General features: G+C 71.3%; 21 protein-coding genes, 1 tRNA gene and 2 pseudogenes. 12 read left to right on the forward strand and 12 right to left on the reverse strand.

Annotated features, from left to right (window positions below; genetic code table 11):
- From E1193_RS09745 to E1193_RS09765, 5 genes are all read right to left on the reverse strand, one after another.
- A partial coding sequence (locus E1193_RS09745) for an NAD-dependent epimerase/dehydratase family protein (protein ID WP_132182351.1) occupies positions 1 to 1,053 on the reverse strand: 1,053 nt, incomplete at its 3' end.
- Positions 1,054 to 1,149: 96 nt separating this feature from the next.
- On the reverse strand, positions 1,150 to 1,377 hold the full coding sequence (locus tag E1193_RS09750) for a hypothetical protein (RefSeq protein WP_243707468.1): 228 nt from the start codon (positions 1,375 to 1,377) through the stop codon (positions 1,150 to 1,152).
- A gap of 102 nt (positions 1,378 to 1,479) precedes the next feature.
- Positions 1,480 to 2,055, reverse strand: coding sequence for a hypothetical protein (locus tag E1193_RS09755; RefSeq protein ID WP_132182353.1), 576 nt, complete (start codon positions 2,053 to 2,055; stop codon positions 1,480 to 1,482).
- A complete protein-coding gene (locus tag E1193_RS09760; RefSeq protein WP_243707470.1) occupies positions 2,055 to 3,194 on the reverse strand; it encodes a PEP/pyruvate-binding domain-containing protein in 1,140 nt (379 codons plus the stop codon). The genes E1193_RS09755 and E1193_RS09760 overlap by 1 nt, the downstream gene beginning before the upstream one ends.
- Entirely contained in the window at positions 3,191 to 3,580 is a 390-nt protein-coding gene (locus tag E1193_RS09765) for a DNA-binding protein (RefSeq protein ID WP_132182355.1), read from the reverse strand. The genes E1193_RS09760 and E1193_RS09765 overlap by 4 nt, the downstream gene beginning before the upstream one ends.
- Positions 3,581 to 3,659: 79 nt before the next feature.
- On the opposite strand from E1193_RS09765, the gene E1193_RS09770 reads away from it, so the two are divergent.
- The 7 genes and pseudogenes from E1193_RS09770 to E1193_RS33055 form a co-directional block, all read left to right on the forward strand.
- A complete protein-coding gene (locus tag E1193_RS09770; protein WP_132182357.1) occupies positions 3,660 to 4,175 on the forward strand; it encodes an HAD domain-containing protein in 516 nt (171 codons plus the stop codon).
- Between the two features lie 357 nt (positions 4,176 to 4,532).
- Complete coding sequence (locus tag E1193_RS09775) at positions 4,533 to 5,039, forward strand: hypothetical protein (RefSeq protein WP_132182359.1); 507 nt, start codon at positions 4,533 to 4,535, stop codon at positions 5,037 to 5,039.
- Positions 5,039 to 6,445, forward strand: coding sequence for a hypothetical protein (locus tag E1193_RS09780; protein WP_132182361.1), 1,407 nt, complete (start codon positions 5,039 to 5,041; stop codon positions 6,443 to 6,445). The genes E1193_RS09775 and E1193_RS09780 overlap by 1 nt, the downstream gene beginning before the upstream one ends.
- A complete protein-coding gene (locus E1193_RS09785) occupies positions 6,442 to 7,785 on the forward strand; it encodes a VWA domain-containing protein (RefSeq protein WP_132182363.1) in 1,344 nt (447 codons plus the stop codon). Before E1193_RS09780 ends, E1193_RS09785 begins: the two co-directional genes overlap by 4 nt.
- 14 nt (positions 7,786 to 7,799) lie before the next feature.
- On the forward strand, positions 7,800 to 8,912 hold the full coding sequence (locus tag E1193_RS09790; RefSeq protein WP_132182365.1) for an AAA family ATPase: 1,113 nt from the start codon (positions 7,800 to 7,802) through the stop codon (positions 8,910 to 8,912).
- Complete coding sequence (locus E1193_RS09795; RefSeq protein WP_132182367.1) at positions 8,909 to 11,701, forward strand: DUF5682 family protein; 2,793 nt, start codon at positions 8,909 to 8,911, stop codon at positions 11,699 to 11,701. The genes E1193_RS09790 and E1193_RS09795 overlap by 4 nt, the downstream gene beginning before the upstream one ends.
- Positions 11,698 to 11,808, forward strand: a pseudogene (locus tag E1193_RS33055) (GNAT family N-acetyltransferase); the annotation flags it as partial. The gene E1193_RS09795 and the pseudogene E1193_RS33055, both read left to right, overlap by 4 nt.
- Before the next feature lie 154 nt (positions 11,809 to 11,962).
- Here the strand turns inward: E1193_RS33055 and E1193_RS09800 are convergent.
- From E1193_RS09800 to E1193_RS09810, 3 genes are all read right to left on the reverse strand, one after another.
- Positions 11,963 to 12,364 carry a hypothetical protein gene (locus tag E1193_RS09800; protein ID WP_132182369.1) on the reverse strand — a complete coding sequence of 134 codons (402 nt, stop codon included), beginning with the start codon at positions 12,362 to 12,364 and terminating at the stop codon, positions 11,963 to 11,965.
- A 196-nt stretch (positions 12,365 to 12,560) separates the two neighbouring features.
- Positions 12,561 to 13,049, reverse strand: coding sequence for a DUF6584 family protein (locus E1193_RS09805; RefSeq protein WP_132182371.1), 489 nt, complete (start codon positions 13,047 to 13,049; stop codon positions 12,561 to 12,563).
- 586 nt (positions 13,050 to 13,635) lie between these two features.
- Positions 13,636 to 13,707, reverse strand: a tRNA-Lys gene (locus E1193_RS09810).
- A 299-nt stretch (positions 13,708 to 14,006) separates the two neighbouring features.
- Here E1193_RS09810 and E1193_RS09815 point away from each other — a divergent pair.
- The 3 genes and pseudogenes from E1193_RS09815 to E1193_RS09825 all read left to right on the forward strand — a co-directional run bounded on the left by E1193_RS09815 (position 14,007) and on the right by E1193_RS09825 (position 15,632).
- Positions 14,007 to 14,531 (forward strand): DUF6244 family protein, encoded by a 525-nt coding sequence (locus E1193_RS09815; RefSeq protein WP_132182373.1) that lies wholly within the window; start codon positions 14,007 to 14,009, stop codon positions 14,529 to 14,531.
- Positions 14,532 to 14,604: 73 nt separating this feature from the next.
- Positions 14,605 to 14,709 (forward strand): annotated as a pseudogene (locus E1193_RS09820) (ADP-ribosylation/crystallin J1); the annotation flags it as partial.
- Positions 14,710 to 15,062: 353 nt separating this feature from the next.
- The gene (locus tag E1193_RS09825) at positions 15,063 to 15,632 is read left to right on the forward strand and encodes an NADAR family protein (RefSeq protein ID WP_132182375.1); all 570 of its coding nucleotides are present in this window, start codon (positions 15,063 to 15,065) and stop codon (positions 15,630 to 15,632) included.
- Between the two features lie 239 nt (positions 15,633 to 15,871).
- Here the strand turns inward: E1193_RS09825 and E1193_RS09830 are convergent, their stop codons facing one another.
- Entirely contained in the window at positions 15,872 to 17,020 is a 1,149-nt protein-coding gene (locus E1193_RS09830; protein WP_243707471.1) for a helix-turn-helix transcriptional regulator, read from the reverse strand.
- Positions 17,021 to 17,379: 359 nt separating this feature from the next.
- Between E1193_RS09830 and E1193_RS09835 the strand changes: the two genes are divergently transcribed.
- Positions 17,380 to 18,228: a helix-turn-helix transcriptional regulator gene (locus E1193_RS09835; protein ID WP_165945694.1), complete on the forward strand. Its 849-nt coding sequence runs from the start codon at positions 17,380 to 17,382 to the stop codon at positions 18,226 to 18,228.
- A complete protein-coding gene (locus tag E1193_RS09840) occupies positions 18,218 to 18,406 on the forward strand; it encodes a DUF397 domain-containing protein (RefSeq protein WP_132182379.1) in 189 nt (62 codons plus the stop codon). Before E1193_RS09835 ends, E1193_RS09840 begins: the two co-directional genes overlap by 11 nt.
- 153 nt (positions 18,407 to 18,559) lie before the next feature.
- Here the strand turns inward: E1193_RS09840 and E1193_RS09845 are convergent, their stop codons facing one another.
- Genes E1193_RS09845 through E1193_RS09855 form a run of 3 tightly spaced genes read right to left on the reverse strand, consistent with a single transcriptional unit; the run spans position 18,560 to position 22,051 of the window.
- The gene (locus E1193_RS09845; RefSeq protein WP_132182381.1) at positions 18,560 to 20,839 is read right to left on the reverse strand and encodes an FtsX-like permease family protein; all 2,280 of its coding nucleotides are present in this window, start codon (positions 20,837 to 20,839) and stop codon (positions 18,560 to 18,562) included.
- Positions 20,836 to 21,489 carry an ABC transporter ATP-binding protein gene (locus E1193_RS09850; RefSeq protein ID WP_132182383.1) on the reverse strand — a complete coding sequence of 218 codons (654 nt, stop codon included), beginning with the start codon at positions 21,487 to 21,489 and terminating at the stop codon, positions 20,836 to 20,838. Before E1193_RS09850 ends, E1193_RS09845 begins: the two co-directional genes overlap by 4 nt.
- Position 21,490: 1 nt before the next feature.
- Positions 21,491 to 22,051 (reverse strand): PadR family transcriptional regulator, encoded by a 561-nt coding sequence (locus E1193_RS09855; RefSeq protein WP_132182385.1) that lies wholly within the window; start codon positions 22,049 to 22,051, stop codon positions 21,491 to 21,493.
- Positions 22,052 to 22,114: the final 63 nt, after the last annotated feature.

Here is a 22,114-nt window from a genome sequence, read left to right on the forward strand (position 1 = left end):
GGACCTGAGCAGCGCGGCGGGGCGGCCGGGGAGGTCGGCGGAGGTGCTCATCGGCGGCGAATCGGTACCTGCGCGGTGCGCCATGCCGGCGAAGAGGTCCTTCAGGGCCGCGACCGCGTCGACCTTCGGCCGCCAGCCGAGCTCCGCCTCGGCGCGGTCGCTGGACATCAGCGGCACGTTCAACGCCAGATCGACCCACCCCGTGTCGACCGGTTGCAGCCGGGCCCGCCAGGTCAGCGCGGCGGCGGCCCGCAGCACCGGCGCGGCCACCGGAATCGTCCAGCCCCTGAAGTGCCGGGCCACCAACTCCGGGGTCAGCACCGGGTCCGCGGCGACGTTGAACGCGCCGCGCGCGTCACCCAGCACCGCCCTGGCGTACGCGTCGGCGACGTCGTCGGCGTGCACCGCCTGCATCCGCAGCCGCCGGTTCGTCGGTACGACCGGGAGACGCCCGAAGCGCAGCAGCCGCACCGGGGCCAGCGGCCCGAGGTAGTACCGGCTGATCTCGGTGCCCGCGTCCCGCTGGAAGGTCAGGCCGGGGCGCAGCCGGACCACCCGCAGCGACGGATACTCGGCCTCCAGGCTGTCGAGCATCGCCTCCACCTCGGCCTTGTCCCGGCTGTACGACGACCCGCGCACCCCGGTGACCGGCCAGCGCTCGCTGACCGGGTGGTCCTTCGGGCCGGGGGCGTAGGTGCCGACCGACGAGGCGTACACCAGGGCGGGAACGCCGGCCCGGACGACGGCGGTGCTCACCGCGCGGCTGCCGCCGACGTTGGTCCGGTGTAGCGCACGTTGGTCGTGGCTGGGCTGTATCTGCCAGGCCAGGTGCACCACCGCGTCGGCCCCGGCGAAGACCGCCGCGAGTTTCCCGACCGCGTCCGGCGCCCCGATGTCGCAGGCGTGCCACTCCATGCCGTCGTACGGCGCACCGGCGTCCGGACCGGGCAGCCGCCGGGCGACCCCGACCACCTCCCGGCCCGGCTCCCGACGCAGCCGGCGCAGCAGCGCCGTCCCCACGTTGCCGGTGGCTCCCACGATCACGATCCGCATGCGGCTGCGGTACCCGCTTCACCCGGCTCCAATCCCCGGACGCACGCCCTGCCCCGGTTTGACGGGCTCCAGCCGCCAGGCCGGCCAGACCGGCGATCAGGGCCGCGGCGAGTCGCGCACCCAGGACTTCTCCTGCCGGCGACGACCCTGCGTGGCGGCCAGACATCGCGGGCAGACGAAGCCCACCGGGTCGGCCCCGGTGAGCTGGTCGGTGGCGGTGTACTCGAACCGCACGTGCGGGAAGCGGCGCAGCCGGGTACGACTGAGTTGGAGCCCGCAGACGGTCGAGTTCTGGCCGGGCCGCCGACCGCTGGTATCCCCCATTTACGCCATGCTGCGCCGTCCCGAACCGCCGACACCGCACTTCGCCGCAGATGGGGGTCGATCACCTCGACCGCGACACCAGCACCATGTCCCGCGCCGCGCTCACCGGGAGAGGTTGAGCGTGGCGATTAGGTCCTCGTGGAGCTCGAACCAGACCCGGTGGCAGGAGTCGACCTCCATGCCGGTGATCCAGGCCGGGTCGTCGCAGGCCCGGGCGAGTGCCTCGGCGAACCGGCCGTGATAGCCGGTGAACCGGATCAGGTGCGCGGCCAGGCGGTCTTCGAGATGGCGGAGCGCCTCGCCGATGCCGGCGAGCCGGCGGAGGTCGGGATCTTGCCCGGCACCGAGCTGCCAGGTGGTGAAGATCTGCGCCGCCTCGGCATTCAGCGGCAGGAACCGTTCGTGGACGGCGGCCACGGCGTCGCGCGCGCCGATTTCGTCGAGTTCGTCGCGGAGCCGACTCTCGTTCTGCCGCCGGCCCGCGTCGGTGAGCGACCACCCGACCAGATCGGCGAACGAGGACCGGGTTACCCAACCATGGGCCTGGGCATCGAGGAGCTCCTCGGTGGTCTGCCGGGCGTCGAGGTCGAAACGCGCCGCGACGGCTGCCGTGTCGGCGAATCCCCTGAGTCGGACCGCGTGGAGCACGAGGAGGTCGGTGAGCGACTGGTGGGCCATCAGGAGCGCCTTGCGGTGATCGTGCCGCGTGCGCCGTCGATGGTGATCGGCGATCCGTCGGGAATGCAGCGCAGCGCGTCGCGGGCGCCGGCGACGGCGGGGACTCCGTACTCCCGCGCGACGATCGCCGCGTGGCTGAGGACGCCACCGGTCTCGGTGACGACGCCGGCCGCGAGGCGGAACAGCGGTGTCCAGGCCGGGTCGGTGGTACGGCACACCAGGATGTCGCCGCGCCGTACCCGAGAGAACTCGTCGACCGAGCGCACGAGGCGCGCCGGACCGAGCGCACGGCCGGGACTGCTCGGTACACCGATGGCGAGAATGTGGCCGGAGCCCGCGTCGCCTGCCGGCGTCCACGACGCATGGAGTGTGGTGATGGGACGTGACTGGACAAGCCAGATCTGGCCGTCGGCTGCCGCCCACTCCACGTCCTGAGGCCGACCGAAGAGGGCCTCGCACCGGCGGCCGAGCGCGACCAGCCGGTCGATCCCGCCGACGGTCAGGCAGCCCCTCACCCGGTCCGGCTCTGGGACGGGCGAGCCGACCAGGCCGTGGTCGGACAGGTCGAGCCGGGTCTGTTTGGTACCGAGCGTCACCCGGACCGTGTCCGCCGGTGGGGTCACGGTGATCTCGTCCGGAACCACCGTGCCGGAGACGACGGACTCACCCAGGCCCCAGGAGGCGTTGATCACGACCGTGTCGTCGCCGGTCCGCGGGTCGCGGGTGAAGAGCACGCCGGCGTGGTCGGCCTCGACGAGCTCCTGCACGATCACCGGGACGGTCGCCTCACCATCGAGGTCGAGGTGGGTCAGGTAGGCCCGTGCGCGCCGGGTGCCGGCTGAGGCGGCGCACCGCCCGATCGCGGCCAGCACATCGTCGACGTCGCGGACTCCGAGGACGGTTTCCAGCTGGCCGGCGAAGGACACCGTCCCGGAGTCCTCGGCCCTGCCCGACGATCTGACCGCGACCGCCCGGGCCGCCAGCCGGCGCAGGGACGCCGAGATCCGCCCCGGGTCGGTGGCCGGGTCGGTGACGACGAACCCGTCCGGTACGGGAAGGCCGGCGCGCATCAGGGTGGCCAGGGCGTACGCCTTTCGACCGCAGGCGGCATCCGCCTCGATCAGCGGGACGACGCTCACGAACTCCCACCGAGCCGGGTGGCGACGCGGTCGTGCCGCTGCTGCGCCGCCTGGGCCGTGCGCACGCCGAGCGCCTCGGCGATCTGGGCCCAGGTCAACCCCTCGGCGCGAGCGACGAACAACAGCCCTGCCTCCAACTGGTCGAGTTCGCTGCGCCCGGCGGCCAGCAACGCGATCGCGGCGAGGAGATCCTCGGGCAGCTCCAGCGCACTCCGGTCGGTGTTGGCCCGCCACAACGCCTGGCGGATCAGCGTGACGGCGTCGTGCGGCTGGCCGTCGGCCAGCCACGGCAGCCGTGGCAGTTCGTGGCCGCCACGTGCCATCAACCGTTTACGGGCCTGATGCTCGGCGGCGCCCGCCGTCTGGTCCGCTGCTCCTCCGGTCATGCCACCAGCGTGTCTTTCAACAACCTGTTTGTCAACATTTTGTTGATGCCTGGGCGTGTTCGGGCTACCGTCGTACTCCGTGCACACCGTCCTCGTACTCGACATCGACGGGGTCGTCTGCCCGGCTTCGGAGTTCAGTCCATTCGGCGAGCTGGTGGAGGTCGGTGCCGTCCTGCGACCGGTCCGCGTCCCGCCGGCGCTGTGCGCCGCGCTCGACCGCCTCGCCACACTGCCCGACGTGACGCCTGTCTGGCTCACGAGTTGGCCGCCGGAGGCACGCCGGGCGATGCGGCAGCCGTTCCCTGGACACGACTGGGAACAGATCGACCTGCACCCCGACGAAGGCTGGCCGAAATGGCCGGCGCTGGATGCGTGGCTGGCGAGCAACCCGCGCATCACCCGGGTCGCCTGGGTCGACGACGACCTCGACGGCCGCCCGCCGACGAGTCGCATTCGGTCCTACACCGAGGAGCTGGGTCGCCGCGGTGTCGAGGCCCTGCTCATCGCCCCCGCCACCGCGCACGGCCTCGGTCCTGACCACATCGCCAACCTGGAACACTGGATCGGGCGACACCGGGCGCAACCGAAGCCGTGACTATCCCTCGCGGGCTTCGGTCGGGCGAAGTATCCGGCGGCGATCGAGCAGGTGGTGGCCACGAGTTGGACCCGGTGTACCGGACCGTCTGATCACCCGCAGGTGGCTCGTCGTCGGGGACAAGGTCATGGCAATGGACCCCGGAACCGGGCAGCAGGGACCCCGGAGGGTGACCGCAGTCTGGATCCACGAAGACACCCGTGCAAGCCGGCCGGCGCCGCCACCCCTGGCGCGTCCGCGCCCGCTGGCGTTGTCGTACCCGGGGTCCATGATCCTTGTCGTCACGGCCGCGCCCGGCTGGTTCCGGCGTCGACGTGGTCGTGGGCGACGCTGGTGCGCGTCGGGCGGGGGAGGAAGGTGGCGGACGTGGACGACGCTCGGTGGGCGCGGCGAAGTGCGGTGCGGGTGGTGCCGCCCGCCCAGCCCCGCAAGCTGGTGAAGGTGCCGTTCGTGGAGCTGGCCGATGGGCGGCTGCAGGGCGTGGTGTCCAGCGGGTCGGACATCGAGCGGGTGTACGTCTCGTCGATCACCTCCGGCACCCACGCCTACCACTGCAGCACCAACAACAATCGACCCTGCGGCGGTCTGCGCGGCGCTCCATGCAAGCACCTGGAGGCTCTGGCCGACGAGGCGGTGCTGCAGTACGGCCTCGGCCGGGTGGCCCGCTACCTGCGGGTCGAGCCCGGCGATGGGGTGGAAACTGGCGCGGAGTTGCTGCGCGGCCTGGACACGCGGCACGAGCCGAGCCCGGCGGCGGTGGTGTTCAGCCGGTTCCTGCGTCACCTGTCCTACCTGGAGGTGCCGGGCAGCGCCACGCCGCTGCCCGAGCTGCACTGGTTCGCGTCGACGGGGGCGGGTCGCTGATGCTCGGTACGCAGCTCGCCGCTCTCACTGCCGGTCACCCGGCCGGGCTGATCGATGCCCTCGACCTGGTTGCGGGCGTTGACGCCGTCCTGACCCGCGGCCTGACCCGCGTCGGTGAGGGGGATGCGGCGGCGTTGGCCGGCCTGGCCGGCGCGTTGGCGGCCACCCCGTTGGCCGATCTGGCCGCCGAGGCGATCGGCAAGATCATTGCCGGGTCGGTGACGCCGGAGGATGTGGCTGCGCTGGCCGGCGCGCGGTCGGCGCTGTTCGGGGCGGTGCACGATGCTCTGCTCGGGCAGCTCGACGCCGCGCTGGGTCGCAGCCGCGCGCCGTGGGCGCCGGTCCCGCCCGCCCCTGCCGTTGAGGCGTCGCCCGCCCTGGCGGGCGCGCGGGCGTGGTTGCACGAGGTGGCGGTGACGGGGTGGCGCGGCGTGGACCACGAGCTGGTGGCCGGGGCTGGGTCGCCGGTTGAGGCGGCGCTGGCCGTCCCCGGGTTGCGCCGACTCGCCGTGCTGCTCGACGGTTTCGCCGCCGAGCTGCGGGCCTGTGTGCCGGTCGCCGCGATGTCGCAGGTGCCGGAGCGCCGCTGGGCCGACCTGTGGGCCCGTGGTGTGCTGCTCGCCCAGGACACCGCCGGCGACGACCCGGCTGGCGCCGGGGAGCGGGTTTCGGGGCGGCTGCTGCCGCTGGGGGTGGACGTGCACGAACACGACACCGCGGTGCAGATCCAGGTGCACGCGCTTCTCGAACCGGTCGACGGCGGGCCGTCCCGGCTGGTCCGTACGGCGGTGGGTGCGGCGAAGGTGGACACCATCGTCGGTCCGGCGCTGTGGCGGCTGCTGCACGCGCATCCCGTCCTGCTGGCCGCGCTGGCGCAGCGGCGCGGTGTGACGGTGGCCGACGTGCCGGTACGCGGCGCGGATCTGCTCTGGCGCGATGACCGGGCGCGGCTTGACGAGCCGGTCGACCCGTTCGCCGCGGCGCGGATCCTGCTGCCCGGTGCCGGCGCGGCGGCACCGCATCCGCTGGACCGGCACCCGGCGGGGATCGCCGAGCCCGTCCTGATCGAGGGGTACGCCGTCAGCGACCAGGACGGCGGGCTCACCGTGGAGCTGGACGGCCATCGGCTCGGCGTGGCGGTCGACCGGCTGCCGTCGTGTGGTCCGCTCACCCCGGAGCTGGTCGCCGCCTCGTCGGCCTGTCTCGGTCTGCTGCGGTGGGACGACGGCCGGTGGCTGCTGCAGCCGGTGGCGGTGCAGGCCACCGTCAAACGCAAGGTCGTCGCCGTGCACACCGGCGACTGGGCGTGCGGGGTCACCGACGCGAGGGTCGCCAGGGCCGAGGCGAAGGCGGGCGATCCGGTGGCGGTGCTGCGGGAACGGGCGGGACGGTTGCTGCGACGATGACGCGACACAGTCACGACCGCGCCGACGAGAACCGGCGGCAGGTCCTCTACTGGCGGCTACTGGCCCGGCTCTTCGACCCGAACGAACAGCCCACCCTGGAATCGGCGAGCCTGGCCGTGGTCGAGGATCTGGGCCTGCCCGTCGCGCTTCTGGACCCGGCGGTCTCGGTGGACACCGTGGTGCAGCGCTTCCCCGCCCTCGCCGAGGACCTGCGTGGCCTGCTGACCACCGCCGCGAGCGCGCCAGCGGCCGACGACACCGCCGCACAGCGACCCGGCCCGGCCGAGGTACGCCGCGCCGCGCTGGTGTCGAAGGTGCTGCTCAACGTGTTCGCCACCGGTGCCGGGCCGGTCAGCGCCGGCCAGCTGGCTCGGTGGCAGTCCGACGCCGGCTGGTTCGAGCAGGCGCTCGGCGTCGAGGCGGGCGAGCTGCGCCGGCAGGGCGGGACGGGGTTGGGCGGCACGCTCGCCGCCCTGGAGGGCGACCTGGTGCGCCGGATGCACCTGCGTGAGGTGCTCGCCGACCCGGCGCTGGCCAGCCGGCTCACGCCGAGCATGTCGCTGATCGAGCAGCTGCTGCGGGACAAGGCGAACCTGTCCGGGGTGGCCCTGGCCAACGCCAAGGCGCTGATCCGCCGGTTCGTCGACGAGGTGGCCGAGGTGCTGCGCACGCAGGTGGAGCAGGCCAGCGTCGGCACCGTCGACCGGTCGGTGCCGCCGAAGCGGGTGTTCCGCAACCTCGACCTGGATCGCACCATCTGGCAGAACCTGACCAACTGGAGCCCGGAGGACCAGCGGCTCTACGTCGATCGGCTCTACTACCGGCAGACCGCCCGGCGCACCACGCCGGCTCGGCTGATCGTGGTCGTGGACCAATCCGGGTCGATGGTCGACTCGATGGTCAACTGCACCATCCTGGCGTCGATCTTCGCGGGGCTGCCCAAGGTGGACGTGCACCTCATCGCGTACGACACCCGGGCGCTGGACCTGACGCCGTGGGTGCACGACCCGTTCGAGGTGCTGCTGCGTACCAACCTGGGCGGAGGTAACGACGGCCCGGTGGCGATGGCGCTCGCCCGGCCCAAGATCGTCGAGCCGAGGAACACCGTCATGGTGTGGATCTCAGACTTCTACGAGTTCGACCGATCCCAGCCCCTGTTCGACGGCATCGAGGCCGTGCACCGCTCCGGGGTGCGGTTCATTCCGGTCGGCTCGGTCACCAGCTCCGGCCAGCAGAGCGTCAACCCGTGGTTCCGGCAGCGCTTCAAGGACCTGGGCACGCCGGTGCTCTCCGGTCACATCCGCAAACTCGTCTTCGAGCTCAAGAGCTTCCTCACCTAGGAGTGCAACCGGTCATGTCCGAGATGCTGCGTGCCCCCGCCGAGGTCAAGTACGCCGACGAACTCGACTATCTGGAGTCGGTCGACACCGGGCCGAAGCCGTTCTCCTGGCGGCTGAGCCCGCGCATGGTGCGGCTGTTCGTCCTGGGCTCCGAGCGGGCCGACGGCCTGGACCGGGAGATCCCGCAGAAGTGGTTCGGTGACCGCAGCTTCGTGGAACGCAGCATCGTGACCCTCGCCTCCGACCGGGGTCTGCTGCTCATCGGTGACCCGGGCACCGGCAAGAGCTGGCTGGCCGAGCTGCTCGCCGCCGCGATCTGCCGCAACTCCACCCTCGTCGTGCAGGGCACCGCGGGCACCACCGAGGACCACATCAAGTACTCGTGGAACGTGTCCATGGTCATCGCCCGCGGGCAGTCCCGCGAGTCGATGATCCCGTCGCCGATCATGACCGCGATGGAGCAGGGCGTCATCGGCCGCTTCGAGGAACTGACCCGCTCCACCAGCGACGTGCAGGACGCGCTCATCTCCATCCTCTCGGAGAAGTACATCTCGATCCCCGAGCTGAACCACGACAACATCGCCTTCGCCAAGCCCGGCTTCTCGATCATCGCCACCGCGAACAGCCGCGACCGGGGCGTCAACGACCTGTCGTCCGCGCTGAAGCGGCGGTTCAACTTCGTCCGCATCCCCGTGGTGACGAACAAGCGCAGCGAGGCCGAGATCGTGCGATTCCGCACCGAGGAGCTGCTGCGCCGGCACCGCATCGAGCTGGAGGTGCCGCCCACCCTGCTGGACATCCTGCTGCAGAGCTTCGCCGACCTGCGCACCGCCGCCGCGGCGGCGACCAGCGACGACGAGAAACTCGAGTCGGCGCTGTCCACCGCAGAGCAGATCGGCGTGCTCGAGGACGCCATCCTGCACAGCCAGTTCTTCGGCGACCGGACGCTGCGCGCCGAGACCCTGGCCGGATCACTGATGGGGTCGCTTGCCCGGCGCAGCCCGGAGGACCTGGCGATCCTCAACAAGTACCTGCACGGGGTCGTGGAACCCCGGGCGAAGCAGGACGGCGGCGGCTGGGAGGGCTTCCTCGACGGCGGCCGGCAGGCGATCGCCGCCCTGTCATGACCGCCTCCGCCCCGGCAGGCCCGTTCGTTGCCCTGCGCCAGCAGCTCACCGACGCCGCCGTTGCCTTCACCGAGTCCGCCGACGCGCTCGCCGGCATCCTCGCCGGCATGGTCGACGACGTCGACCGGGCACTCGCCGTGCCGCTGGAGATCTTTCCGGTGTGCCACCACTCGCCGGCCTCGGCGCTGGCGATGGTGCGCCGGCTGCGCGGGAAGCGGCCCCGGGTGATCTACCTGGAGCTCTGCGAGGACCTGCAGCCGCTGCTGGGCGAGCTGCGCAACTGCCGGCTCCCGGTGGCCGTGCAGGCGTTCGCCTCCGAGCTGGACGGCCACCCGAGCGAGTGGAGCCCGCTCAGCGTCGTCGCGCCGATCACCGAGGCCTCCGCCGAGTACCAGGCCATCGCCTATGCCCTGGACACGCCCGGGGTCGAGCTGGTCCTGGTGGACCGCTCCACCGACCATGTCTTTCAGTGGTTGCCCCGCGACCGGGCCCGGCCGGACGACCGGGAAGCCGAGACCGGTACGGACGCCGACGACGCCGCTCTGCACGGCGACGCGGTCGGCGTGGAGATCGGCGACCTGCGCCCCGGCTTCGCCGAACTGGAGGCGTACCTGCTGCACCACGGCAAGGTGCGCCACTGGTCGGAGTGGTGGGACCAGTACGTCGAACAGCCGCTCGCCGACGCCGACCACGACACCTACCGCCAGGTGATGGTGCTCATCGGCAGCCTGTTCCGCCGGCTGCTCCCCGCCCGCCCCGAACGCTTCGAGCGCGACGAGGACCGCGAGCGGTACATGTGGACGCGCATGCGCGAACACCTCACCACCTCCGGCGTCGATCCCCGCGACTGCCTCTACGTCTGTGGCGCCTTCCACGCCGTTAGCCACGTCGAGCAGTTCGGCCTCGCCGCCGACGCGCCCGCCTACGAGATCAGCCCCCGCACCGGCACCCGCTGGCACTACGGACTCATCCCATCCAGCCACTCCGCCATCGAGGCCCAGTTCGGCCTCGCCCCCGGCTCGGTCTCCATCGCCGCGGCGACCTGGACGAAGGCGCTGACCCGCTCCGGCCTGACCCCGAACCGGCTCGACGGGCAGCGCGGCACCCGCCCCCGCTCCCGCAGGGCCGCCGGCGACGCCGCGCCCACCACCGGCGTCATCGACCGGCTCTCCGGGTTCCTCGCCGCACCACCCGAGCCCGGCGGCCTCGACGAGGCGGAGCTGCGCGGCTGGTGCGTCGACATCGTCCGGCTCGCCCGCCGCAACGGCTACCTTGCCAGCACCGCCGACGCGATCGCCGTCTTCGAGACCGCGATCCTCCTCGCCGGCCTGCGTAACCGGGCCCGTCCCACCCCGTACGACTTCGCCGACGCCGCGGTCACCTGCATCGAGAAGGACGTCGTCCCCGGCCGGCGGGACATCCGCCGGCTCTGCGAGATCCTGCTCGGTGGCGACCGGGTCGGCCAGGTCGGTTACGAAGCACTCCCGCCACTTGCCCGCGACGTCCTCGACCGCCTCCACCCGCTCGGCCTGGACCTTGAGAAACGCACCGTCCAGCGGGCCCTGCTCGACCTGCACACCGACCCCCGGCTGGCGCCCTGCTCGGACCTGCTCTGGATGCTGCGGCACCTGCTCCCACCAGACGCGGTCCGTCCGATCATGGGAGAGCGGCGGCTGGGACACCGCTCCATCCAGGAGAGCTGGGACGTCGCCCTCGGCCGCAACCAACGAGCCCTGATCGAGCTGGGCTACGAGGGCGTCACCGTGGAGCAGGTGCTGGAGCAGCGGCTACGCCGGGCGGTCCGCGGCCCGCAGGCCACCGCGGCCGGCGCCCTCGCGGCCGTCGAGGACGCCATCCGGCTACTCGACAGCCCCCGCCTGGTCGACGAACTCGGCGCCCGGGCGGTCGAGCTGCTCGCCGCCGAACGCAGCGTCGACGACGCCCCGGACGTGCTGCGCCGCATCCGGCGGCTGCTGGCCCACTACCGGACCACCGCGGCGGCCCTGCCGGCCTGGTGCGAAGCGTTCGTAACCGCCGGGTACGCGCACTACTGCACCCTGCTGCCGACCGCCTTCGTCGACGAGCAGACCGGCGTCCGGCAAGTCGGCGCGATGCTCGGTTTCCTGTTCAGCATGGAAGGCCTGGCGCTGTCCCTCGGCTGCGACCGCACGCAGCTCGAACTCGCGATCGCACAGTCACACCCGGAGACACCCGCCAAGGTCGCCCTGCACTGGGCGGCCCGGCACCAGTTGGGCCTGCTGCCGCTGGCCGAGCTACGCGCCCGCTGCCACGGTCTGCTGGCCAACCCGTTGGTGGTGCCGACCTTCCCGCAGTACCTCTCCGGCTTCGTGCAGGCCCTCGACCCGGCGCCCGGGCTGGCGCCGTTCGTGGTGGAGCTGATGTCGACCGCGTTCGCCCAGCTGCCCGACCCGATCCTGCTGCCCTGGCTGCCCACCCTCATCACCACGCTGCGCGAGCACGGCCCGGAGCTGGTTCCACTGCTGATCCGCGAGGCGGCACGCACCTTCCCCGGCAGCCTGCCCGCACTGGACACCTGGGTACCACCCTGGAGCGCACCCGCACCCGCACCCGCACCCACGCCGGCACCGCCGGTCGCGCCGGCGGGGCCGGTCGTCAGCCTGCTGACCGACCATCCCGAGACCGTCGACGCGATCGCCACGCTGCTCGGCTGCCCCAGCCAATGGCGACGACACGACGAGCCCACCCACACCGAGGTAGCGGCGCTTCTCACCCAGCACCCGGACACCGCAGCAGCCGTGGTCGAGTGATGTGCGACATCGACAACATCGCATCCCGCATGGTGGTCGAGGCCAACGGCGGCATCTTTGAGAATCAATGCGGCGGGAAGTTGCGATTCTGGGTATCGACCGCTTGACCGAAAACTGCGGCACTGAAACGACGGGCGGCCCGCCAACGACCAACAAGATCACCCGCGAGGATCTGCCGCCGTCCGTGCGCGCCAGCCGCGCGTCGCCCTCACTGCGGGCAGTCGGCGCTTCGCGACGCTCGGGCATCCTGACCTGCCGGAGTCAGTGCATTGTCGGCAGCTGTGGCCAATCGGCCACGATGACCAAGGGGACCGAGTTCGGTGACCGATACTCGTCTCCAGGGAAGTACTCGATGTGCTGATGCCTTTTGATACTCCGGTCTTCGGCGGTCACAGCCTGTTCGGCTACACCGTCAAGTGCATCCCAGACGATGTCGAGAAACTCGCGGTCGCCGGAGAAGTGCAACGTGGTCGTGTCACGCAAGCTGACCAGCAGCGGACCACTGGAGATCTCCTGAACCACGAACCCACCAGTGATCGCTACCTCCAAGGGCTCCGCATCCTGGCGAAGCCGGTCGCCGAGGGCGCGGAGGGCGGACGGCGAGCCAGCAAGCTCCAGTTCGCCATCGCCAATGGCAAGACGGCAACGCCGAAGATCACTCATCCGGGCATTCTTCCTTGCTCATTGCGCCGGTCATACGCAGCCTCGCCGACACCAGGATCTGCCGCCGACCGCGCGTGACGCTGCGTCACCCCCTTCTCGATCAAGGCAACGTCCGGTCGTGCCGACTTGCGGACGCCGCCAGTGCGCCGTATGCGACAGGTGCCAGAGGCGCGAGCTGCGGCATCTCGAGGACAGGTCAATCCCAGATCCACCGGAAGACCGTCCACATCCCGATGCCCACCATCGCTAGGAACCAGACAACGACAGTAATGGCACATCCCCCGAACACGATCCCCTCCCACCGTTCGCTGGGTCCGCCAACCGGCCCAATGTCCCGCGTTCCACTCTTGTCCGCTTGCACGGCCGCTCGCCTCAAACCTTCCAGCTGCTCGGTGCTGGCTGTGCGTCGGACCGGGCCGGGGATGCTGTGCCAACGTGCGGTGTCGTTCCGGTGCTGCTCCAACCAGGCCGAGATCGAGCGTTGCGCTACCTCGTCGTCGCGGCCAAGGACGAACCAGAGAGCACCTGCCGCGGGCAGGTCTTGCATCTCGTAGTGAACCGTTGCCAGAAGGTCGAGCACCTCGTGATCCTGGCGATGCGCCAAGACGCCGTTCAGCCGGTCACGTGCCTTCCAGGGGCGACCAGCAGCGAGATCGGCGCGCGCACGCGCTAGTCCGTCGCTCACCCCGCGATCGTGCCAGCCACATCGGGCTAGATCGAGTGAGAATCCGACGACCACGCCACGCGAGAGGACCACCCAGATCCCGCGCCCCCGACGCCACGACAGGCGGGAAACGCACGGACATGCCGCAGATATCGTGCGGTTCGGCGCCCCGACACTCGGTAAGCACCAGCCATGACTATGTTCGGTAACAGCGGCCGTGACCGTCAGCCCAATGGTGGGGTCGTCCCGGTGGAGCCCATCTCGTCCGTCATAGCCATCCGTGCGCAACCAGCCACCCGCATCGTGGTCCTTGTCGCGCCGGAGCCACTCCTCGCCGCCCCGCCCTGCGCACCCAACACCGGCAACACAGCAGGCTTGGCCATAGGCAGGCACCCCCACGCCGTCGCCGCCGAGTATGTCGGCACGCGTCACCGTGCGGCACCCGCCGCGCCCCGCGAGCCAGCGGCGGCACGCGAGGTGGCCTGGCGTCATTCCGGGGAGCTGGGCGCTCGGTGGGCGCTCGTACACGAAAGCCCAAAATCCGACAAATACTCGCGCCAGGAATAGGGCGGGGTAGTGACGCCTGGCTATATTCCCAGTTTAGAGGTGGGCCGCCTGGGACTCGAACCCAGAACCTAAGGATTAAAAGTCCTCAGCTCTGCCATTGAGCTAACGGCCCGCAGCATCACAGGTTACCCGATCACCCCGACGCGGGAAGATGTCCGCCCGGTGCAGCCCAGCGGGCACCTGGACCTGTGCTTGCTGGGGCCGTAGGCCGCCGAGTGGTGGGGTTGAGGATCAGCAGGTTGCGGGGGGCGCCGTGGTCGCTGGTGGCGCTGACGCCGATGCCGGTTCGGCCTGGCGGTTACCAGGACGCACCGGGAGGAAGAAATCGGACCCGCACCCAGGCTCACACGTGCAGGGTCGAGGTGTCGGGTAGTTTGGACAGCCTTCACGATGGTCATCGACAGGAGACACGTGTCGCACATCGAGACGGTCACCGGTGAGCTGCGGGTCTTGATGACCGGTGTGGAAAGAGCCCAGGGGCTGGCCGCCGCCGCCGACAACCAGGCGCAACAGGTGGCGCTGCGCGCCGCGGGCGCCGGTTTTGCCGCGGTGGCAGCGGGCATGGCCCGAGTACGGGGCGCCATCGCGGCGATCCAGGGCGGGCTGGGCGGCCTCGCCGCATCGATCGGCGAGGCCACGAAGATGACTGCCGCCGTTCCCCGCGAAGCCACTCCCCAGGAGACCATCCGCGGACTGGCACCGGTCCGAGCTGGGATCGACAGCGCCCGTGACACGGCGGCTGCGATCATCACCCAGGTCGGTGAGGCGCGGCAGCTCGTCGCCGTGGTTCTGCAGGGCGGGCAGCCGGGGCCGCTTCTGCAGTCTCTGGAGAGCATCAAGCAGGTCCTGGTGTCAGTGGTCCAACGTGCCGGTTCCGCCCGTCAAGCCGTCGATGTGGCCGTCGCCGAGGCCCGGCAGCTGGGGTCGGGAAACTGATCGGGGCTGGCGGTCCCGGACCGGCCAGCCCTGCCCAGCCCAGCACGGGAATCCCGACCGCAACGGCTCCTGCCTCGAACTGTGGGTACCGGCCGAGGATCTCGACGAGTTCGATCGGCACGCGGTCGGGCTCATCGAGTTGGTTCACGAGTTCCGACCGGTCGAGCAGGCAGGCTGATGGGTGGATTCCACCGAGCGACTCGTACGATCCGGCAACTACTGCCCGCCAACTACTGGCCGGCCTGCCCGGCCCGTACGGCAACGGGCAGATGTCTGGTCCTCGACGGGACCAACCGTGACACAACAGGCTCGGCCGACGGAACCGACCGGGGACTACTGATCCAGGTGGCCACGTCGATCCTGCGGGCCTACGCGCGATCCGGCGAGCCGCCAACGACCACCCACGCACACTTCTACTGACCTTCGTACCCGTACTGCTCTCCGTCGCCCGCCTGCGGGCGAATTGGATCCTGCGCCGTGCAGCGAGCAAACCGGGTGGCTGGTGAACATGCCCTCTGGCACCCTGCTGACATGTCCCAGATCGCCTCTCAACCGCGCAGCGTGGCCGAACTGCGCACGCTCACCGCTAGAGGCGCTCGGGTCAAGTACCTGTTCTTCTGGGGACACCGACCACAACCCGACGGCAGCATCGGACCGGGGTGTCTGAGCCAATGGTGGCCCGCTCCGTTCGTGGTAGACGAGGTCCGGTACGCCACGGCCGAGCACTACATGATGGTCGGTAAGGCCCGGCTGTCCGGCGACGAGGCCACCGCTGCGCGGATGCTGACGGTGCCGAGCCCGGGCGCGGTCAAGGCTCTGGGCCGGCAGGTTCAGGGCTTCGACCAGACCGTGTGGGACGCGCATCGCTTCGACCTCGTCGTCGCCGGCAACGTGGCCAAGTTCGGCCAGCACCCTGAGCTTGGGAAGTACCTGGCGCGTACCGGCAACCGAATACTGGCCGAGGCCAGCCCGGTGGACCGGATCTGGGGCATCGGCCTGGCCGCGACGGATCCACGCACGTGCAACCCCGCCCAGTGGCGCGGCTTGAATCTGCTCGGGTTCGCGCTCATGCACGCCCGCGCCCAGCTCGCCACGGGATGAACCTGAAGGTTCGTGCACATCACGTGCGTGTCGGTGCCCGGCAGTTCATCATCCGCCCAGCCCACGCTTCGCCCGGCGCGGCCCTGACCGACAAGAACCGTGGTCGAGCGTATCCGGCCTGACCGACAAGAACCCGTGGTCGAGCGTATCCGGTTCGGTGCGGTCGAGCAGGCGTTCGGCCGGTCGAGCAGATAGAACAGCCGGGTCCGGGCCGCCAACCGGATCGTTCAGATTTTGGGTCATCGGATCAGGCCGACGAGGGTGGCGAGCCGGGTCACGCCGGCCGCTGCCGAGCCACCCCGGGTGATCTCCGCGAGCACGGTACGCGCGTAGGGGCGGCAGCGGACCTCGGCGGGCGCGATGGTGTCGGCGTCGACCAGCGCCTGCCCGGCGGCGGTGAAATCGCCGGTCTGGAGGTAGGCGCGGGCGGCGTCGACAAGGTGGGCGGCCCGGTGTTCGGCGGGTAGCCGGTGCCAGCCGTCACGGCGGATGGCCTTCTCGTGCCGGTACACCGCTTCGGCGGTGTCGCCGAGGTGCAGGGCGGCGAGGAACCGGGCCAGCAGCACAGCGGTGGGCCCGAAGCTGGTGTGGTGGGGGTCGTCCTCGCCCGCACGTCGGTTGGCCAGTACGGCGGCGTGGTCGGTCAGGTCGTCGGCGCGGTGGCCGTCACCGCAGCCGGCGGCGGCCAGACCTGCCTGCAACAACAGCGTTCCCCGCACCGCCTCCTCGGCTGCGGTGCCGGTCGCGGCGACGGCGGCGGTGAGGGCCAAACGGTCGCGGCCGAGGGCGCGCAGCGCCTGGGCGACGGCGATGGTGGCGGTGCCGGTGCGGATGGGGTCGCCTGCGGCGGCGGTGACGGCCCGGTCGGCGGCGAGCCAGCCGAGGTCGGCCTCGCCGAGCTTGACGAGCACCGAGGCGGTGATCCGGTACGCGGGCACCAGCAGGGCCGGTGTGGCGTGGGCGGCGTCGAGCAGGGCGGGCAGGGCGCGCAGGAGTTGGGCGTAGTGGGCGTGCTGGTAGGTCAGCCAGGCGTGCGCGACGTGCCGTCGCACCTGGCCGGTCGGCACGGTCCGGGCGGGCTGGTGGTGGTAGCGGGCCAGTGCGGCACGGACCGCGTCGACCCCGTCGAGGCCGGTTGCCGTGGTTGGTGGCGGCTGGCAGGGGTCGAGCAGGATCGCCGGGTCGACGCGGAGCACCTCGGCGATCTCCTGGATCACCGAGTAGCGGTCCAGACCACGCACGCCGCGTTCGACCTTGTCGACCCAGCTTTTCGACTTGCCGAGCCGGTCGGCGAGCATCTGTTGGGTCATCCGGCGGCGCACCCGCCAGCGGGCCACCCGCCGCCCGATCGGCAACGCGTCGGCGGTGTCGCGGGACAGGGCGGTCACCTCTGCGGCTCCACCGATCGCCGCAGGTCCTCGGTGGACCCGCCGCAGCGCGGACACCACCTTGACTTGACCCGGAACGCGACCAGCCCGAGCAGGAAGCCCGGCACCACCCCTCCGATGACGATCGACACAACTCCGGAAGCCACGAGCCGTCTCACCTCCTGACGTGGCCAAGGGCCGCGGAGGTGCCGCGCCCGCGACTCTCGGCCGCCCTTCCACGCCTCGGTAGTGGAGCCGATGCGTGCAGTAGCCAGAGTTGCGCATCATCTGATGCAAAGCAAGTCCCCACGGCCTGTCAGGGAGGAAAACACGTGATGCTAGGCAAGCACCCGAACAGGTTCTGGTGCAGAATCAGGGACATGCCTCGATTCACGCCCGCGACACCCCGGTCCCGGCGACTCGGCCGGGAGCTGCGCAAGCTCCGCGACGCGAAGGGCCTGACCGGTGATGGGGTGGCGGAGATCGTCCGCTGCTCGCCGTCTCGGATCAGCCGGATCGAGTCCGGCGAGATCAAGCCTCGGGTCGGTGACGTCATGGAGTTGCTGGTCGCGTACGGCGTCAAGATCGACGGGGAACCCGGCACCTCGCTGCTGGAGCAGGCGCGTGGCCTGCGCGAGGAAGGGTGGTGGCAGCGCCTCGGCGGCAAGTACGCCACCTACATCGCGTACGAGACCGAGGCCGTCGAGCTCAAGAACTTCGAGCCGATGCTGGTGCCCGGTCTACTCCAGACCGAGGCGTACGCCCGTGAGGTCAACGTCATCGGCCGCGAGACCGACCCGGACGGCGTCACGCAGCGGGTTGCCGCCCGGATGACCCGGCAGGAGGTGCTGCACCGGAAACCGACACCGCTGCGGATGCACGCCATCCTCTCCGAGGCGTCCCTTCGGACCGAGGTCGGCGGCCCGGACGTACTGCGCGAGCAACTCGACCACCTGGTCACGCTGAGCAAACTGCCGAACGTCACGATCCAGGTGTTGCGCTTCGAGGCCGGCGCGCACCTGGCGGACAGCAGCGGCTTCGTCCTGCTCGCCTTCGAGCCGGACGACCCGCCGCTGGGCTACATCGAGACCCTGGCCGGCGAGCTGTTCCTGGAGTCGAGCCGGGACCTGGCGCGGCTGTCGGCGGCGTACGACAATCTGAGGACGCTGGCAAGGTCGCCGGCCGAGTCGATCAAGTTCATCAGGGAGTTGAGCGAGCATGGTGCGTAACGCCTGGCGCAGGTCGAGCCGTTCCGGCAGCAACGGCCAGTGCGTCGAGGTGCGCGACCGGGGTGCTCTGGTGGACGTCCGCGACTCGAAGGCCCCCGCCGCCGGGATGCTGAGCTTCGCCCCGGCCGCCTGGGGCGCGTTCGTCGACGGCCTCAAGAAGGACTACCGCCACCGGTGACGTGAAATCAGGTCGCGCCACGGAGTTTGCTGACCGCGCTGGTCGGGCGTAGCAGCGAGACCTCGCTGCTACGCCCGACACCCCGTGGCTATTACTCCGGAAGCTGAGGCTCTCCCCCGCCGCCTGCCTGCCTGCCCCGACGACCCCGTGCCGTTACTGCCGGCGAAGCTGCTCGGCGGTGATCCGCTGGGTGACCCCGGCCGGTACGGCGATCAGCGCCAGCCCGACGACCAGCGCGCCGGCGCCGAGCCACAGCGTCGACGCGAACCGGTTCAGCACGACGCCCGCGTCGACACCCAGCAGCCGGGCCAGGCTGGCGGTGATCACCACTGCCGACAGGCCGGCCGTGACCAGCCCGATCGCCAGCGGCAAGCCACCGAAGCCGACCTCGCTGGCGGTGACGAGCCGAGGGCTGACGCCCACCACCGACAGGCTGGCGCTGTCGCGGCGGCGTTCCATGGTGCGGTCGACCGCCGCAACAGCGAAGGCGCCGACGCACAGAATGAAACTGACGGTCAACCCGGCGGTCAGGATGGTGAGCAACAGGTCGCTGTCGAAACCCTGGCGTGCCGCGTAGTGCCCGCTCAGCAGGTTGGCCGGGGTCCGCGCGGCGACCAGCCGGGCGGCGCGCTCGGCCGCGACCGGGTTCTGGGCGACGACCGTCATGAGGTCGACCTCCGGATTCCGGCCGCCCAGCAGCGGCGAGCCGCGGGTCAGTAGCAGCGAGCCGAACGCGGCCGTGCCGGCGCCGTGCCTCTCCTCGACGCGCAGGGTGCGCGACAGGACCGGGACGTCCAGCCCGTCCGCGCCGACCGCCGGGGCGTCGGCGGCGGGCGCGTTCGGTTGCCCGATCAGGTCGTGTGCCAGCCGGTACGCTCCACCGTCCACACAGGATTTCGCCGGTGTCACGACGAACATCCGGTTCACCTCGGCGCACTCGGCCACCAGCGCGTACGCCGGTTCGCCAGCGATGGTGACCTCCAGGACGGCCACCCCCAGCGCCTCGATCCCGGGCACCCGACGCAGCTCCGCGGTCAGTCCTCGGTCGTAGCCGGAGGTCTGGTAGACCAGCCGCTGGTCACCGCTGCTCTGCATCAAGGCCGTGTCGTTGGCCATGGCCGCGACGCCGACCGACCCGACCCCGACCACGTAGAGCGACACCGCGAGCGAGGCCACCAACCGGGGGGCGACCGCCGGGGTGTGTCGGATGCGCGCCGCCGCCAACTCCAGCCATACCGGGGCACGTCCCACCCGACGGATCAGCCCGGCCAGCGCGTAGCTGAGGGCGGGCAGCGCCAACGGCACACCCAGCCCGCTCACCAGCAGGCCGGTCACGAGCAGGTACCCACGGTCGGTCGTGTCCAGCCGCAGTGGGTCGATCCCAGCCAGGGCAGCGGCGACGAGTCCGCCCAGCAGTGGCAGTGTCCGCCACCATCCGGGTCGGCGGGCCGGAGCCCCTCGGCGGACGGCGAGCGGGGCGACCCGGGCCGACCGGGTGGCCAGCACCCCCACCGTCACCGCGTATCCCACGGTGGTCAGCAGCACCGCGGCGAGCCAGGCGGCCGGCACCGTGAGATCGGCGGCGAACCAGTGCAGTCGGCCGATCCGCCAGCCCGGTGACAGCGGAGCGAGGGCCGCGTAGGCGGCGACGCCGAGCAGCGCTCCGCCGATCGCCACCACCCCGGTCTCGACGGCGTTGACCAGGGCGGCCTGCCGGGCCGAGACACCGAGCAGCCGCAGCGCGGCGATCTTCCGGTCACGGGTTGAGGCGGACAGGCGGGCGCAGGTGGCGAGGAAGACACCGAGCGGCACGAGGGCGAACAGGGCGAAGGCGACGGCGGTGATCCGGGCCGGGGTGAACACGTCGGGTGAGGCCAGCTGCGACCCGAAACCGGCCCGCAGCGGGGCGCCGAACCCCAGCACGGCGTGCTGTTGTCGCAGGTGCGGGTCGTTGGCCCGCACACCGACGTACGCCCACAGCTCGTCGGGGGCGATCAGTCCGATGTCGCCGATGGTGCCGACGACCCGTTGTGGGAAGCGTTCGCGGGCCCGGGTGTCGGTACGGATCAGATCGGCCAGGGCGGGGGAAACCACCGCCTCACCGGGCTGGGGAAGTGCGGCCACGCCGGGTGGGCGGGGACCGCCCGGGACGACGCCGGCCACGGCGGTACGGCGCAGCGGCCGGTCACCGATCGCGTCGTCTATCTCGATGATCCGTAGCGGGGCGCTGGCCGGGACGCCCTCCTCGGCGTACTGCGGCGTGCGGGCCTGCGCCCGCTGCTGTTGCGCGGTCGCCACCGACACGGCGGAGAGACAGGACAGCACGATCAGGACGCCGAGGGCGGCTCCGGAGGACATCAGCACGGTACGAAGCGCGCCGGCCCGCCCGGAGCCGAGGCTGAGCCGGATGCCGAGGCGGATCCATCTACTCATCCGACGAGCCGCCCGTCGCGCATGAGGACGGTGCGGTCGGCGTACGCGGCCACCCGAGCCTCGTGGGTGACCACCACGACGGTGCTGCCCTGTTGCCGGGCCAGCCCGGTGAGGGCGTCGAGCACCAGTTCGCCGTTGACGCTGTCCAGCGCCCCGGTTGGTTCGTCGGCGAAGACGACGGCCGGGCGGTGCACCAGGGCGCGAGCAACCGCCACCCGCTGGGCCTGCCCACCGGAGACCTGGCCGGGGCGGCGGTCGGCGAACTCAAGGGCGTCGAGTTGCCGCAGCAGGGAGGCGGCCTGTCGTCGGGCCTCGGAGCGGCGGACGTTGAGCAGGCGCAGTGGCAACTCCACGTTCTCCCGCAGGGTCAGCTCCGGCACGAGGTCGCCGAACTGCAGGACGAAACCGAACGAGGTCAACCGGAGTCTGCTACGTGTTGCGTCGGGCAGGCTGTGGACCTGGCGGCCGTCGAAGTAGATCTCCCCCTGATCCGGCCGGAGAATGCCGGCGAGCAGGTGGAGCAGGGTGGACTTGCCGGAGCCGGACGGGCCCATCACCGCGACGATCTCGCCGGCTTCGATCTCGATGTCGACCCGGTCGAGGGCGACCGTACGACCGAACCGGAGGTTGAGGTTCTTCGCCTGGAGCATGTCAGCGCACCTGCTTGCTCGGGGTCGGCGTCTCGGGTGTGGCCACGACGGCGGCGAGTCGGTCGAGTCGCGCCTCGGCGCCGTCGATCCACTTGAGGTCGGCGTCCAGGTGGTACAACTCGAAGTCGGCGGCGAGTTGGGTGAGCAGGTCGCCGGACTGGCGGTTGGCTCGCATCTCGCGCATCCGCGCGAGATGCGCCTGGCGCTGCTGGTCCAGCACCTCACGGGCGGGGCGACCACTGTTCAGGGCGATGACCACCTTGGCGAACAGGGCGCGGCGGGTGCCCGAAACATCGGGCACCTCGGGCTCGGTAAGCCAACGTTCCAGTTCGTACACGCCGGCTTCGGTGATCGCGTAGACCCGGCGGTCCGGCCCCTCCCCGGGGCTGACGCCGGCGAAATCGACCAGCCCGTCCCGGGCGAGGCGTTGCAGGGTCGCGTAGACCTGGGCGGACTTCAGCGGACGGCCGGCGCCGAACCAGTCGTCATAGCGGCGGCGCAGGGTGTAACCATGCTGGGCCTGCGGTTCGAGCAGGCCGAGCAGGGCGCGGGAGACCGACATGCGGTGAATCTAGCAACCCAGTTGCTAGTCGAGCAACCGGCACAGATGGTCGGCCAGCCGGCG

The sequence above is a fragment of the Micromonospora sp. KC606 genome (assembly GCF_004348675.1).
Taxonomy (GTDB): Bacteria; Actinomycetota; Actinomycetes; order Mycobacteriales; family Micromonosporaceae; genus Micromonospora.